This is a genomic window from Sphingomonas sp. AOB5, from assembly GCF_029433115.1.
In the GTDB taxonomy this organism is placed as follows: domain Bacteria; phylum Pseudomonadota; class Alphaproteobacteria; order Sphingomonadales; family Sphingomonadaceae; genus Sphingomonas.
Map to the genome: position 1 here is coordinate 1 of NZ_JARNTV010000014.1, position 12,197 is coordinate 12,197.

Genomic DNA, 12,197 nt, shown 5'->3' on the forward strand with positions numbered 1-12,197 from the left:
ACCGCCGCCAGCGCAGGCGGCACCGCCCCGCCATCGATCCCCGCCCAGAAGCCGAGCGCCTTGCCCAGCGGCAATTCGGGATCGTGCGCCGAAGCCTCGGCCAGCAGCGCTCGCTCCTCGCACGCGACTTCGCCTGCCGCAGGATCGAGCAGCCCGGCCGCGATCCGCACCAGGCTCGATTTGCCCACGCCGTTCGGCCCGGTGACGAGGCAGCCGCCGCCCTCCGGAACCGCGAAGCTCAGCCCCTCGAACAGCAACCGCCCGCCACGCACGCAGCCGACGTCGCGAAACGCGAGCAGGCTCACTCGACCGAGTCCTCGAGCGCGTGGATATCGTCGTCGCTCAGCCCGAAATGATGGCCGACCTCATGCACGACGATATGCCAGACCAGCCGCTCGAGCGTCTCGCCGCCTTCCGACCATTCGAAGAGGATCGGGCGGCGATAGAGATGGATGCGATCGGGCAGCGCGCCGCTTTCGAACGAGGATTTCTCGCCGATCGGGCGGCCATGATAAAGGCCGGTCAGGTCCAGCGGATCCTCGATGCCGAGCGCGTCGAGCGCCTCGTCATCGGCATATTCCTCGACGATCAGCACGACGTCCGCGAGATGGGACTGGAACGGCTCGGGGATCTGCGACAACGCCTCCCGCGCCATCCGCTCGATCGCTGCCGCGTCTGGGGCTTGCCCGCTCATGCCATGGGGCATAGGCCGTGCGCTCGACCATTCGCAAGGAGAGGATGATGGTGACGCGGCTGACCGATGGATTGCGGACCGAATCGCTCGCCTCGCTGCCCGAATGGACTCACGAGCCGGAGCGCGATGCGATCACCCGGCGCTTCACCTTCAGGGATTTCAACGAAGCGTTCGGCTTCATGACCCGCGTCGCACTGCTGGCGGACAAGGCGGATCATCACCCCGAATGGTCGAATGTGTGGAACCGGGTGGACATCCTGCTCACCACGCACGACGCCGATGGCCTTTCCACCCGCGATATCCAGATGGCGCAGGCGATCGACGGGTTGTTGTGATTTTGTAAGCGGCCCCAGCCCGCTCCCCCACCCGGCCTCCCACAGAATATGCTGAATGGGAGGCCGGGTGGGGGAGCGGGCTGGAGCCGCGCGTTGCCGACGCAAAGACTCTATTTAAACGATTTTCCGGAGAGCCTGCGCAGCGTTCCCGGCATCCAGCGTGCCATGAACCATAGCCGGTGCGCAGTCTTGCCGACGCGGGTGTGGACCGCCTTGCGGCTGGCGAGCATGCCGCGCACGGTCTTCACCACCTCGCTGACCGGGGTGATTTCCAGCCCCGCACCGCGCACCGATTCGCGCACATTGCGGTTCGAATCGGGCATCACCTTGTTGAGCAGGGGCGTCTCGATAAAGCTGGGCATCAGCGATCCGACATAAATCCCTTCCGGCGCCCATTCGGCGTTCAATGATTCGGCGAAGCCGCGCATCGCGAACTTGCCTGCGCTGTACACCGACATGCCGGCATTGCCCGAAATGCCCGCGGCCGAGCTGGTGACGATCATCGCCGAACCCGGCGTGGCTTTCAGCAGCCCGTGCGCCGCGCGGGCGCCATAGACCATGCCGTTGATGTTGATCGAAAGCCCGCGATCGATGTCGTCCTCCGACATCACGTCGAGCGGTCCGCCCACCGCGACCCCGGCATTGTTGAAGAAGAAATCGAGCCGCCCGCCGCTCTTCTCACCGAACGCGGCCAGCGTGGTTTCCCACGCCGCCTTGTCGCGCACGTCCATCTGATAGGTTTCCGCGGAGGGGATCGCAGCCTTGGTTTCGGCCAGCGCGGCAGTATTGACGTCGGCCAAACCGACCAGCCAGCCGTCCGCCGCGAGATCCTTCGCCACCGCCAGCCCGATCCCCGACGCGCCGCCGGTGATGAATGCCGCCTTGGCCATGCCCCTCTCCTCTTCTTGTCCTTTGCCCCACCATCCCGCACAACCGCGCAAGATGCCAGACCTGTCGCGCAGCGTTACCTTCAAAAATGTCAGTAAGCGATATGCTGCTGCAACTGCGGTCGACGGCGTGTCGCTGGAGATTGCGGGCGGCAGCTTCGTCGCGCTGGTGGGCAGTTCCGGATCGGGCAAGTCGACCCTGCTCAAGATGGTCAACCGGCTGATCGAACCGAGCGATGGCGAAGTGCTGGTCGGCGGTGAAGCCGTGTCCGCCCAGCCCGCCCCGCTGTTGCGCCGCCGGATTGGCTATGTGTTCCAGAATGTCGGGCTGTTCCCGCACATGACCGTGGGCGAGAATGTCGCGATCGGGCTGAAACTGGCGGGCGAGAAGGATAGCGCCGCACGCATCGCCGAGCTGCTGGCACTGGTCGAGCTGCCCGGCGCGTTCGCCGCGCGCATGCCCGATGCGCTGTCGGGCGGACAGCGCCAGCGGGTCGGGGTGGCGCGTGCACTGGCGACGGGGCCGGGGCTGATGCTGATGGACGAGCCATTCGGCGCGCTCGATCCGGTGACGCGCGATGGGTTGGGCAAGGCGATCCGCGCGCTGCACGTTTCGATGGGCCTCACCACGATCCTGGTCACCCACGACATGGCCGAAGCGCTGCTGCTGGCGGACCGGGTGCTGGTGATGGCCGCCGGACGGATCGTCGCCGACGCCACGCCGAAGCAGTTGCTGGCGGGCGAAGGCGGCCCCGAAGCGCAGGCGCTGGTCGCGGTGCCGCGCGAACAGGCGCAGCGGCTGGCGGAGCTGGAGGCGTGATTGCCGCTGTTCAAATCCTCCCCCGGAGGGGGAGGTGGCATGCGCAGCATGACGGAGGGGTATTCTCCGCGCGCGGCATCGCTCGTGGAGAATACCCCTCCGCCGCTTCGCGGTCCTCCTCCCCCTCCGGGGGAGGATTTTCATGATCGCCGCTTTCGCTCGCGTCCCCGAACTGCTTGCCCAGCACCTGTTGCTGGCGTTTGCGGCGCTGCTGCTAGGGCTGGTCATCAGCCTGCCGCTGGCGATCCTCTCGGCGCGCAACCGTGTGGTCGGGCGGATCGCTTTGGGCTTTGCCAGCCTGATCCAGACCATCCCCAGCCTTGCGTTGCTCGCGCTTTTCTATCCGATCCTGTTGTCGCTCTCGACTTTCGTCGGCGGCGGGATACCGGCGCTGGGCTTCCTGCCCTCGCTGCTCGCATTGATGCTCTATGCGTTGCTGCCAATCCTGCGGAACGCAGTCACCGGCCTCGCCAATCTCGATCCCGCGGTGCTGGAGGCCGCGGACGGGATGGGCATGACGCGCTGGCAGAAGCTGCGGCTGGTCGAGGCGCCCTTGGTGCTGCCGGTGCTGATGGCGGGTATCCGCACCGCCGCAGTCTGGACCATCGGTGCGGCGACGCTTTCCACGACCGTGGGCCAGCCGAGCCTGGGCGACCTGATCTTCGCGGGACTGCAGACGCAGAACTGGGCGCTGGTGCTCGCCGGATGCATCGCCGCGGCAGGCCTCGCGCTGTCGGTCGACGCGCTGCTGGGGCTGGCCGAATATGGCATCGCCAACCGCAAGCGGCTGCTGGTCTGGGGCAGCCTCGGCACGTTGCTGCTGGCCACGCTGATCGCGCTGGCCCCGGCGCTGCCCAGCGGCAAGGGCACGGTCGTCATCGGCGCCAAGGGCTTTTCCGAGCAATATATCCTCGCCCGGCTGATCGGCGACCGGCTCGAAGCGGCGGGCTACAAAGTCGAGTATCGCGAGGGGCTGGGATCGGCGGTGGCGTTCAGCGCGCTCGCGGGCGGGGATATCGACGTCTATGTCGATTATTCGGGCACGCTGTGGACCAACCAGATGCAGCGCAGCGACGTGCCAGGGCGCGAGGCGATCGTCGCCGGGGTCGGCCAATGGGTCCGCGAGAAGCATGATGTGTTCTCGATGGGGTCGCTCGGTTTCGAGAATGCCTATGCCTTTGCCATGCGCGGCGACGATGCGCGCAAGCGCGGCATTGTATCACTCGCCGATCTGGCCGCGCAGGCGCCGTCCATGAACCTCGCCACCGATGTCGAGTTTCTCGAGCGGCCCGAATGGCGATCGGTGCGCGACACCTATGGACTGAAGTTCAAGTCCGCCCGCCCCTATCAGCCGACCTTCATGTACAAGGCGCTGGACAGCGGCGAGGCGGACGTGATCCCGGCTTTCTCCTCGGACGGCCGGATCGCGGCTTCCGGCCTTGCGGTGCTGACCGATCCCAAAAGCGCGATCCCCGGCTATGACGCGATTCTGCTGCTCGCCCCGAAGCGCGCGGACGATGCCCGTTTCCAAGCCGCGCTGCGTCCACTGATCGGCGCGATCCGGGTCGAGGACATGCGCCAGGCCAATTACATGGTCGACCGCGACAGCGACAAGCGCAGCCCCGACGCGGCGGCAGACTGGCTGGCGGCGCGGCTGAAGCGCTAGATTTTCTCGTTTCGGCCGCTATCCTGACAACGATAACAGAATCCCCGGGAGAGAATGATGCGGAAGCTTTTGCTGGTCACCACCATCCTTGTCGCCGCGCCGGTCGTTGCGCAGCAAGCGCCGACAACGCTGTCTGAACCGACCGTCGCCGATCCCGCCCAATGGCCCGCTGCGGCGAGCCAGGGGCTGATCGACCCCGCGACCGAGAAGCGGATCGACGCACTGCTCGCGCAGATGAGCGTCGAGGAGAAAGTCGGCCAGATGATCCAGGCCGACATCGGCAACATCAAGCCCGAGGAGCTGCGCAAATATCCGGTCGGGTCGATCCTGGCGGGCGGCAACTCCCCGCCGCTTTCGGGCAATGACCGGTCGCCGCAGAAGGACTGGGTGGAAACCGCCCGCGCCTTCCGCGCGGTGGCGATGGAGGAACGGCCGGGCCATGTCCGCATCCCGCTGATCTTCGGTGTCGACGCGGTGCACGGGAACAACAACGTCATCGGCGCGACGATCTTCCCGCACAATATCGGGCTGGGCGCGGCCAACGATCCCGACCTGATCCGCCGCATCGGCCATGTCACCGCGCTGGAGACTGCGGCGGCGGGTCCCGACTGGGCGTTCGGACCCACGCTTGCGGTGCCGCAGAACGATCGCTGGGGCCGCACCTATGAAGGCTATTCGGAGGATCCCGCGCTGGTCGCCAGCTATGCCGGCGCGATGATCGAGGGGCTGCAGGGCAAGCCCGGTCAGGGCCGCATCCAGCAGGGCCAGGTCGCGGCATCGGCCAAGCATTTCCTCGGCGATGGCGGCACCACCGATGGCATCGATCAGGGCAATACGCAGGTCGACGAAGCCACGCTGATCCGCATCCACGCCGCCGGTTATCCCGGCGCGATCAATGCCGGGACGATGACGGTGATGGCGTCGTACAACAGCTGGAACGGCGTGAAGATGCACGGCAACAAGTCGCTGCTGACCGATGTACTGAAGGGGCGGATGGGCTTTCAGGGCTTCGTCGTCGGCGACTGGAACGGCCATGGCCAGATCCCCGGCTGCACCGCCACCGATTGCCCGCAAACCTTCAACGCGGGCCTCGACATGGCGATGGCGCCGGACAGCTGGAAGGGCCTGTTCGAATCGACCGTGCGCCATGTGCGTGAGGGCACCATCCCGATGTCGCGCGTCGACGATGCGGTACGCCGTATCCTGCGCGTGAAGTTCCGCCTCGGCTTGTTCGATGCGCCGCGCCCGCTGGAGGGCAAGGACCTGCTCGGCACGCCCGAGCATCGCGCGGTGGCGCGCGAGGCGGTGAGCAAGTCGATCGTGCTGCTCAAGAACGAAGGCGTGCTGCCGCTGAAATCGAGCGCCAACATTCTGGTCGCGGGACCCGGCGCGGATTCGATCGGGATGCAGAGCGGCGGCTGGACCTTGAGCTGGCAGGGCGACGGCAATGGCAACGAGCTGTTCCCGAACGGCCAGTCCATCTATGCCGGCATCGCCGAGGCGGTGAAGCAGGATGGCGGCAGCGCCACCCTCTCGGTCGATGGCAGCTTCGCGAAGAAGCCCGATGTCGCGATCGTGGTGTTCGGCGAACAGCCCTATGCCGAGATGCGCGGCGATATCCGCACGCTGGAATTCCAGCCCGGCGACAAGCAGGCGCTAGCCACGCTGCGCAAGCTGCGCGCGCAGGGCATCCCGACCGTCGCGGTGTTCCTTTCGGGCCGGCCGATGTGGGTGAACCCGGAACTCAACGCGTCCGACGCCTTCGTCGCGGCATGGCTGCCGGGCACCGAGGGCGGCGGCATCGCCGACGTCATCATCGGCGACAGGACGGGCAAGCCGCGCAAGGATTTCCATGGCCGCCTGTCGTACAGCTGGCCCAAGAGTGCCGGACAGTTCGTGCTCAACCGCGGCATGACCGGCTACGATCCGCTGTTCGCCTTCGGCTATGGCCTGACCTACGCCAAACCCGGCAAGGTCGGCACGCTGAGCGAGGAAGCGGGCCTCGACTCCAGCCTAGCCAACACCACCATCTTCTTCTCGCGCGGTCAGACGCCGGCGCCCTTCTCCTTCTGGAGCGACAGCCAGGTGAAGCGCGCGGTCGCCGAGGGCCCGGCCCAGCAGGAAGGCGCGGTGCAGCTGACCTGGCCCGCGGGCGCGGAGACGGTGCGCATCGGCGGCGGCGCGCTGGACTTCACCCGCGAAGCCAATGCCGATCTGTCGATCCAGATCAGCTACCGCGTCGACGTCGCGCCCAAGGGTCCCGTGCGGCTGCTGATGGAAGGCGGGACCAACAAGGGAGCGATCGACGCGACCAGCCTGTTCGGCACGGCGCGCGGCTGGCAGACTGCCAAGGTGTTCCTGAAATGCTATACCGCCAATGGCGTCGACCTGACCAAGGTCGAGGCGCCGTTCGTCCTTCAGGCGACCGGTCCGTTCGTCGTCACCATCGCCGATGTGCGGATCGTGTCCGATCCCAACAATTCGGTGTGTCCGGGAGCCAAATGACCGAAACCGTCGAGATCGCGCGCGGCCCCTATCGCGCACAGCTTCTCGCCCTCGGGGCGACATTGCGCCGCCTCGAGGTGCCGGACCGCGAGGGCCGGGTGGCGAATGTGGTGCTGGGGTGCCGCGATCTCGACGATTACCGGCGGGTCGCGCGCTATTATGGCGCGACGGTCGGCCGCTATGCCAACCGGATCGGCGGCGCACGCTTCATGCTGGACGGGCGCGAGTATCGCCTGCCTGCCAATGACGGGCCGAACAACCTCCATAGCGGCGCGCCGGGGTTCGACCAGCGCGACTGGGCGCTGGAGGATGCCGATGCGAGCAGCGCGCGCTTCGGCCTGACCAGCCCGGATGGCGAGAATGGCTTTCCCGGCACGCTGCGCGTCGAGGCGTTGTACCGGATGGAGGAGGACGGACTGGCGATCACGCTGAGCGCGCAGACCGATGCGCCAACGGTGCTGAACCTGACCAATCATGCCTATTTCAACCTAGGTGGCGAGGCGAGCGGGCGGACGATCCTCGATCATGTGCTGCGCATTGCCGGGAGTCATATCACGCCTGTTGACGCCGACCTGATCCCGACCGGCGCGCTGCGGCCGGTGGCGAACAGCCCGTTCGACTTCCGCACGCCCAAGCCGGTCGGGCGCGACATTGCGCAGGACGATACCCAGCTCGTCCGCGGCCTGGGTTATGATCACAACTGGGCGATCGATGCACCGGGCCGTGCCGCGACGCTCTACGATCCGGAATCGGGGCGGGTGCTCGATCTCCATTCGACCAAGCCTGGGCTGCAACTCTATTCGGGCAACCATCTGGCGGATGGGCCGCCGGGGACTTCGGGCGGGACCTATGCGGCACGCGCGGGCCTGTGCCTCGAGCCACAACTGTTTCCGGACAGCCCGAACCGGCCGGAATTTCCCTCGGCGCGGCTGGATCCGGGTGAGCGGTACGAACACCGCCTCGCCTTCCGCTTCCGCACCGCCGGGAGCGTGGACGAGGCGTTCGGATAGGGTGAAGATGAAGAAGGGGCCGGAGATCGCTCCCCGGCCCCTTCCTAACTCTCTTCGAAATCCGGTTCAGAGAACCGGCTTGCCGTCCACGCGGCGGGGCACGCCGGTATAGCCGTCGCGCAGTTCTGCGGGGAGCAGCGCGTCGGGGATGTCCTGATAGCTGACCGGCCGCAGGAAGCGGTCGATCGCCAGCGTGCCGACCGAGGTGCTGCGCCCGTCGGCGGTCGACGGGAACGGCCCGCCATGGACCATCGCGTCGGTCACCTCGACGCCGGTCGGCCAGCCATTGGCCAGGATGCGGCCCACCTTGCGCTCCAGCACCGGCAGCAGCTTGCCCGCCAGTTCGGTGTCGCCCGCGTCGAGATGGACCGTCGCTGTCAGCTGGCCTTCGAGATATTCGAGCACTGCGATCATCTCGCCGATATCGGTGCAGCGCACGACCATGCTGGCCGAGCCGAACACTTCCTCGGCATGCTCGGGATCGGCCACGAAGTCCTTGGCCGAAATGGTGAAGAGCGCCGCGCGGCCGCAATGCGGACCGCCCGGCTCCGCGCCCTCGGCGAGCTGCTTGAAGGCGGACGCCGACACCATCCGCGCCACGCCGTTCTCATAGGCCTTGTGGATGCCCGGGGTCAGCATGGTCTGTGCCGCAGCACCGCCCACGCCATCCGCTGCCGCGGTCAGGAACCGGTCGAGCGCCGGGCCTTCGATCGCGAGGAGCAGGCCGGGATTGGTGCAGAACTGGCCTGCGCCCATCGTCAGCGAGCCGACGAAACCGGCGGCCAGCGCTTCGGCGCGTGCTTCGAGCGCGGCGGGAAGCAGGAGGACCGGATTGATGCTGCTCATCTCGGCATAGACCGGGATCGGCACCGGACGCGCCGCCGCCAGCTTCATCAGCTGGGTGCCGCCGCCGAACGATCCGGTGAAGCCCACCGCCTTGATCCGCGGATCGGTGACCAGAGCCGCGCCGACCGAATTGCCCGGACCGTTGATCAGGCTGAACACGCCCTTGGGCATGCCGGTCTTCTCCGCCGCACGGCTGACCGCACCGGCCACCAGTTCGGCCGTGCCGGGATGCGCCGAATGACCCTTCACCACCACCGGGCAACCGGCCGCCAGCGCCGAGGCGGTGTCGCCGCCGGCGGTGGAGAAAGCGAGCGGGAAGTTGCTGGCGCCGAACACGGTCACCGGACCCAGCGGCACCATGCGCAGCCGCAGGTCGGGCTTGCGCGCCGGCTGGCGGTCCGGAATCTCGTGATCGATCCGCAGGCGGAGATATTCGCCCAGCCGCAGTTCGCGCGCGAACAGGCGCATCTGGCCGCTGGTGCGGCCGCGCTCGCCGGTCAGGCGGGCGTGCGGCAGGCCGGTTTCGGCCATGGCACGCTCGGTCAATGTTTCGCCAAGCGCATCGATCTCGTCAGCAATCGCATCGAGGAATTCGGCCCGTTTTTCGCGCGGAAGCGCCGAATAGACCGGGAAGGCCGCTTCCGCCGCCGCAGTGGCCGCAGCCACGTCCTCGACCGTCGCGACGCTGAAACTCGGCTCGATTTCCGCACCGGTAGCAGGCGAAACCGCGCGGAATCCCGCGCCTTCGCGCTTCACACGGTCCGATGCGATGAACAATTCGCCGGTCAGCGTCATGGCAAGATCCCTCCTGAATGTCCGCAAAAAGTTAGCGGTAACATGAATGCCTATCGGATTTAGGGCGTAGGCGCGCCACGTTCAACCGTCGCGACGCAAAACCTAACAGCAGCCACGCGCTTCCATGGTGTCGGAAAGACCGCGCTCGACCAGAGCCGCCATCGCATCGTGCGCGCCTTGGGCATCCTGCGCCTCGATCGCTTCGAAAACGCGCAGATGGACCGGCAGCGCATCGTGCGGCGCGGGCAGCTTGTCCTGCTTGAACGCGGTGGTCAGCTCGATCGCGGTCGCCACGCCGTTGGTGAGCGAGATCACGAAATCGTTGTGCGACGCTTCGAGTAGCGCGGCGTGGAAATCATGATCGCAGGTGCGGCCTTCCTCGGTGGCGAAGCTGTGTTTTGCCACGCCGTCCAGGCCCGCGCGCATGCGTTCGAGCTGTTCGGGGGTACGCCGCAGCGCCGCCAGCCGGGCCGCGTCCGGCTCGACGATGCGGCGCAGCTCGAACAGCGCCTCGATCAGCCGGGGATCGGGCGCGGTCTCGGCGAACATCCAGCCGAGCACGTCGGGATCGAGCAGATGCCATGCGGCGCGCTCGCTCACCTGGGTGCCGATCTTGGGCCGCGAATGGACCAGCCCCTTGGCGGCAAGGATGCGAATCGCCTCGCGATAGGCGGTGCGCGAGACCTTGAACCGCTCGCTGGCCGCGATCTCGCCGTCGAGCAGCTGGCCCGGGGGCAGCACGCCGGTGACGATGTGGATGCCGATATCCCTGGCCACGGTGCCGTGGAGACGCAGCGATTTCGGGCGGGGTTTGCGCATCTGTCGCGCTCTAGTCGAGCGCGTGCCATGCGGCAACGCAATCGGCCGCGCGCGCTGACGCCGGGTCACCCCATCCAACGGCTGACCGGCACTGCCGACTCCTCCAGCGGCTGCGAGATGACGTCGACCAGAGTCGGTCCGTCATGCGCGATCGCCGCGCGGATCGCGCCGTCGATCTCGGCCGGATCGCGGACCGTCCAGGCGCGCAGGCCATAGGCTTCGGCGATGCGGGCATGATCGGTCCGGTCGAAATCGACCGAGAAATAGCGCTGGCCATAGCCGTCCTTCTGGCTCGCCTTGATCCAGCCGAACGACGCGTTGGAGAAGACCACCAGTGTCACCGGCACGCGCTTGCGGACGATGGTTTCCAGCTCGCCGACGGTGAAGCCGAAGCTGCCGTCACCCATCGCCGCGACCACCTTCGATCCCGGCGAGCCATACCAGGCGCCGACCGCGGCCGAGAGCGAGAAGCCGAGCGCGCCGTGCGCACGATTGGTGATGAAGCGGCGGCCGGTGGTCTCGAAATCGAAAAAGCCCGAGAAATAGGGGCAGGGCGTGCCCGGATCGGCGACGACGATGCCATCGGCCGGAAGCGCCTTCTGGATCGCGGCCAGCATGCGTTCGGGGCGGATCGGCCGCTCGTCGGAACGGGCGAGTTGTTCGAAACGGGCGCGCTTGGCGTGGCGCATCGCTTCCAATCGCGTTGCGGTGTCGCCCCCACGCTGCGCGCCGTCCAGCCGGTGGGCGATCGCCGCGCCGAGTGCGGACAGACAAAGACGTGCATCGCCGACCAGGCCTGCCTCGATCCGGTAGTTGGCGCCGACCACCATCGGATCGACATCGATATGGACGATCGGCACGTTGGGTCCGGGCACGCTGCCATGCTCGGTCGTTGTCGAACCCGCGCGGCAGCCGATAAAGATCACCGTATCGGCAGCGGCAACCACCTCGCGCGTCTGGTCGGTCCCGCCATTGGCGCCGACCACACCGACCGCGAGCGGATGATTGTCGGGGATCGCGCCATGCCCGCTGATCGTCGAGGCCACCGGCGCATCGAGCAGGCTGGCGAGCGCGGCCAGCTCCGCACTGGCGCCCGAGATGATCACGCCGCCGCCGACCACGAACACCGGACGCTTCGCCGCCAGCAGCACATCGGCGGCAGCCTCGATCAGCGCGGGATCGGGCGCGGTGCGGAAAGCGGGGAAGCGGCCATGCTCGGCCTGCGCCCAGATCTGATCCGCTGCGAGGTCCTGCTTCTGGAGATCATAGGGCAGCCCGATATGCGCTGCGCCGGGCCGCCCGGTGGTCATCGCGCGAAAGGCGGTGCGGAACAGATGCGGGATCTGGCCGACATGATCCGCCACCGCGTTCCACTTGGTCAGCGGGCGGAACAGCGCCTTCTGGTCGAGCTCGGTCAGCGGATAGCGGCCGCGCGCGGTGACGGGCACGTCGGAGGTGATCGACAGCAGCGCGACCGAGGACTCGTTCGCTTCGATCACGCCGGGCAGGATATAGGTCGCCCCGCCCCCGCTCGGCCCCTCGCACACGCCGGGGCGGCCGGTCACGCGGGCATAGGCATCGGCCATATAGGCGGCGCTGCGCTCGTCGCGGGTCAGGATATGCTCCATGCCGTGATCGAGCCGGTGGAGCGCATCGTAAAAGGGCAGGCTGGTGTCGCCGCACAGCCCGAAAATGTGCCGGACGCCGTGATGCTGGAGCATCCGGACGGCCGCTTCGGCACCTGTGATCGTCGTCATTCTCGCCTTTCCACTGGGTGCGGACAGGCTAGGCGCGCGCAAAAGGGGGAGGGTCATTCAAAT

Annotated in this window: 11 protein-coding genes; 5 read left to right on the top strand and 6 right to left on the bottom strand. The window is 67.4% G+C overall.

Going from position 1 to position 12,197, the window contains the following annotated elements; genetic code table 11:
- Together P1X14_RS08475 and P1X14_RS08480 are read right to left on the bottom strand one after the other, a co-directional pair.
- The coding region (locus P1X14_RS08475) for an ATP-binding cassette domain-containing protein (protein ID WP_277314902.1) at positions 1–305 on the bottom strand (305 nt) is incomplete at its 3' end.
- The gene (locus tag P1X14_RS08480; protein ID WP_277314903.1) at positions 302–694 is read right to left on the bottom strand and encodes a metallopeptidase family protein; all 393 of its coding nucleotides are present in this window, start codon (positions 692–694) and stop codon (positions 302–304) included. The genes P1X14_RS08475 and P1X14_RS08480, both read right to left, overlap by 4 nt.
- Positions 695–723: 29 nt before the next feature.
- Between P1X14_RS08480 and P1X14_RS08485 the strand changes: the two genes are divergently transcribed.
- Positions 724–1,029, top strand: coding sequence for a 4a-hydroxytetrahydrobiopterin dehydratase (locus tag P1X14_RS08485; protein WP_277314976.1), 306 nt, complete (start codon positions 724–726; stop codon positions 1,027–1,029).
- A 110-nt stretch (positions 1,030–1,139) separates the two neighbouring features.
- On the opposite strand, the gene P1X14_RS08490 is transcribed toward P1X14_RS08485, so the two are convergent.
- Entirely contained in the window at positions 1,140–1,919 is a 780-nt protein-coding gene (locus P1X14_RS08490) for an SDR family oxidoreductase (protein ID WP_277314904.1), read from the bottom strand.
- Positions 1,920–1,971: 52 nt separating this feature from the next.
- Between P1X14_RS08490 and P1X14_RS08495 the strand changes: the two genes are divergently transcribed.
- The 4 genes from P1X14_RS08495 to P1X14_RS08510 all read left to right on the top strand — a co-directional run bounded on the left by P1X14_RS08495 (position 1,972) and on the right by P1X14_RS08510 (position 7,917).
- Positions 1,972–2,736, top strand: a complete 765-nt coding sequence (locus P1X14_RS08495; protein ID WP_277314905.1) for an ATP-binding cassette domain-containing protein — start codon at positions 1,972–1,974, stop codon at positions 2,734–2,736.
- Between the two features lie 142 nt (positions 2,737–2,878).
- Positions 2,879–4,402: an ABC transporter permease/substrate-binding protein gene (locus P1X14_RS08500; protein ID WP_277314906.1), complete on the top strand. Its 1,524-nt coding sequence runs from the start codon at positions 2,879–2,881 to the stop codon at positions 4,400–4,402.
- Positions 4,403–4,459: 57 nt separating this feature from the next.
- A complete protein-coding gene (locus P1X14_RS08505) occupies positions 4,460–6,907 on the top strand; it encodes a glycoside hydrolase family 3 protein (protein ID WP_277314907.1) in 2,448 nt (815 codons plus the stop codon).
- Positions 6,904–7,917, top strand: coding sequence for an aldose epimerase family protein (locus tag P1X14_RS08510; RefSeq protein WP_277314908.1), 1,014 nt, complete (start codon positions 6,904–6,906; stop codon positions 7,915–7,917). Before P1X14_RS08505 ends, P1X14_RS08510 begins: the two co-directional genes overlap by 4 nt.
- A gap of 66 nt (positions 7,918–7,983) precedes the next feature.
- On the opposite strand, the gene P1X14_RS08515 is transcribed toward P1X14_RS08510, so the two are convergent.
- From P1X14_RS08515 to P1X14_RS08525, 3 genes are all read right to left on the bottom strand, one after another.
- A complete protein-coding gene (locus P1X14_RS08515) occupies positions 7,984–9,558 on the bottom strand; it encodes an aldehyde dehydrogenase (NADP(+)) (protein ID WP_277314909.1) in 1,575 nt (524 codons plus the stop codon).
- A gap of 102 nt (positions 9,559–9,660) precedes the next feature.
- Positions 9,661–10,377 carry a FadR/GntR family transcriptional regulator gene (locus P1X14_RS08520; protein ID WP_277314910.1) on the bottom strand — a complete coding sequence of 239 codons (717 nt, stop codon included), beginning with the start codon at positions 10,375–10,377 and terminating at the stop codon, positions 9,661–9,663.
- A 65-nt stretch (positions 10,378–10,442) separates the two neighbouring features.
- Positions 10,443–12,134, bottom strand: a complete 1,692-nt coding sequence (locus P1X14_RS08525) for a thiamine pyrophosphate-binding protein (RefSeq protein ID WP_277314911.1) — start codon at positions 12,132–12,134, stop codon at positions 10,443–10,445.
- Between the last annotated feature and the right edge of the window lie 63 nt (positions 12,135–12,197).

Excerpts from the sequence above, each read along its gene's own strand:
- P1X14_RS08480 (WP_277314903.1), bottom strand. The coding sequence starts at position 694 with ATGAGCGGGCAAGCCCCAGACGCGGCAGCGATCGAGCGGATGGCGCGG.
- P1X14_RS08490 (WP_277314904.1), bottom strand. The coding sequence starts at position 1,919 with ATGGCCAAGGCGGCATTCATCACCGGCGGCGCGTCGGGGATCGGGCTG.
- P1X14_RS08520 (WP_277314910.1), bottom strand. The coding sequence starts at position 10,377 with ATGCGCAAACCCCGCCCGAAATCGCTGCGTCTCCACGGCACCGTGGCC.
- P1X14_RS08510 (WP_277314908.1), top strand. The coding sequence starts at position 6,904 with ATGACCGAAACCGTCGAGATCGCGCGCGGCCCCTATCGCGCACAGCTT.
- P1X14_RS08500 (WP_277314906.1), top strand. The coding sequence starts at position 2,879 with ATGATCGCCGCTTTCGCTCGCGTCCCCGAACTGCTTGCCCAGCACCTG.
- P1X14_RS08515 (WP_277314909.1), bottom strand. The coding sequence starts at position 9,558 with ATGACGCTGACCGGCGAATTGTTCATCGCATCGGACCGTGTGAAGCGC.
- P1X14_RS08505 (WP_277314907.1), top strand. The coding sequence starts at position 4,460 with ATGCGGAAGCTTTTGCTGGTCACCACCATCCTTGTCGCCGCGCCGGTC.
- P1X14_RS08495 (WP_277314905.1), top strand. The coding sequence starts at position 1,972 with ATGCCAGACCTGTCGCGCAGCGTTACCTTCAAAAATGTCAGTAAGCGA.
- P1X14_RS08525 (WP_277314911.1), bottom strand. The coding sequence starts at position 12,134 with ATGACGACGATCACAGGTGCCGAAGCGGCCGTCCGGATGCTCCAGCAT.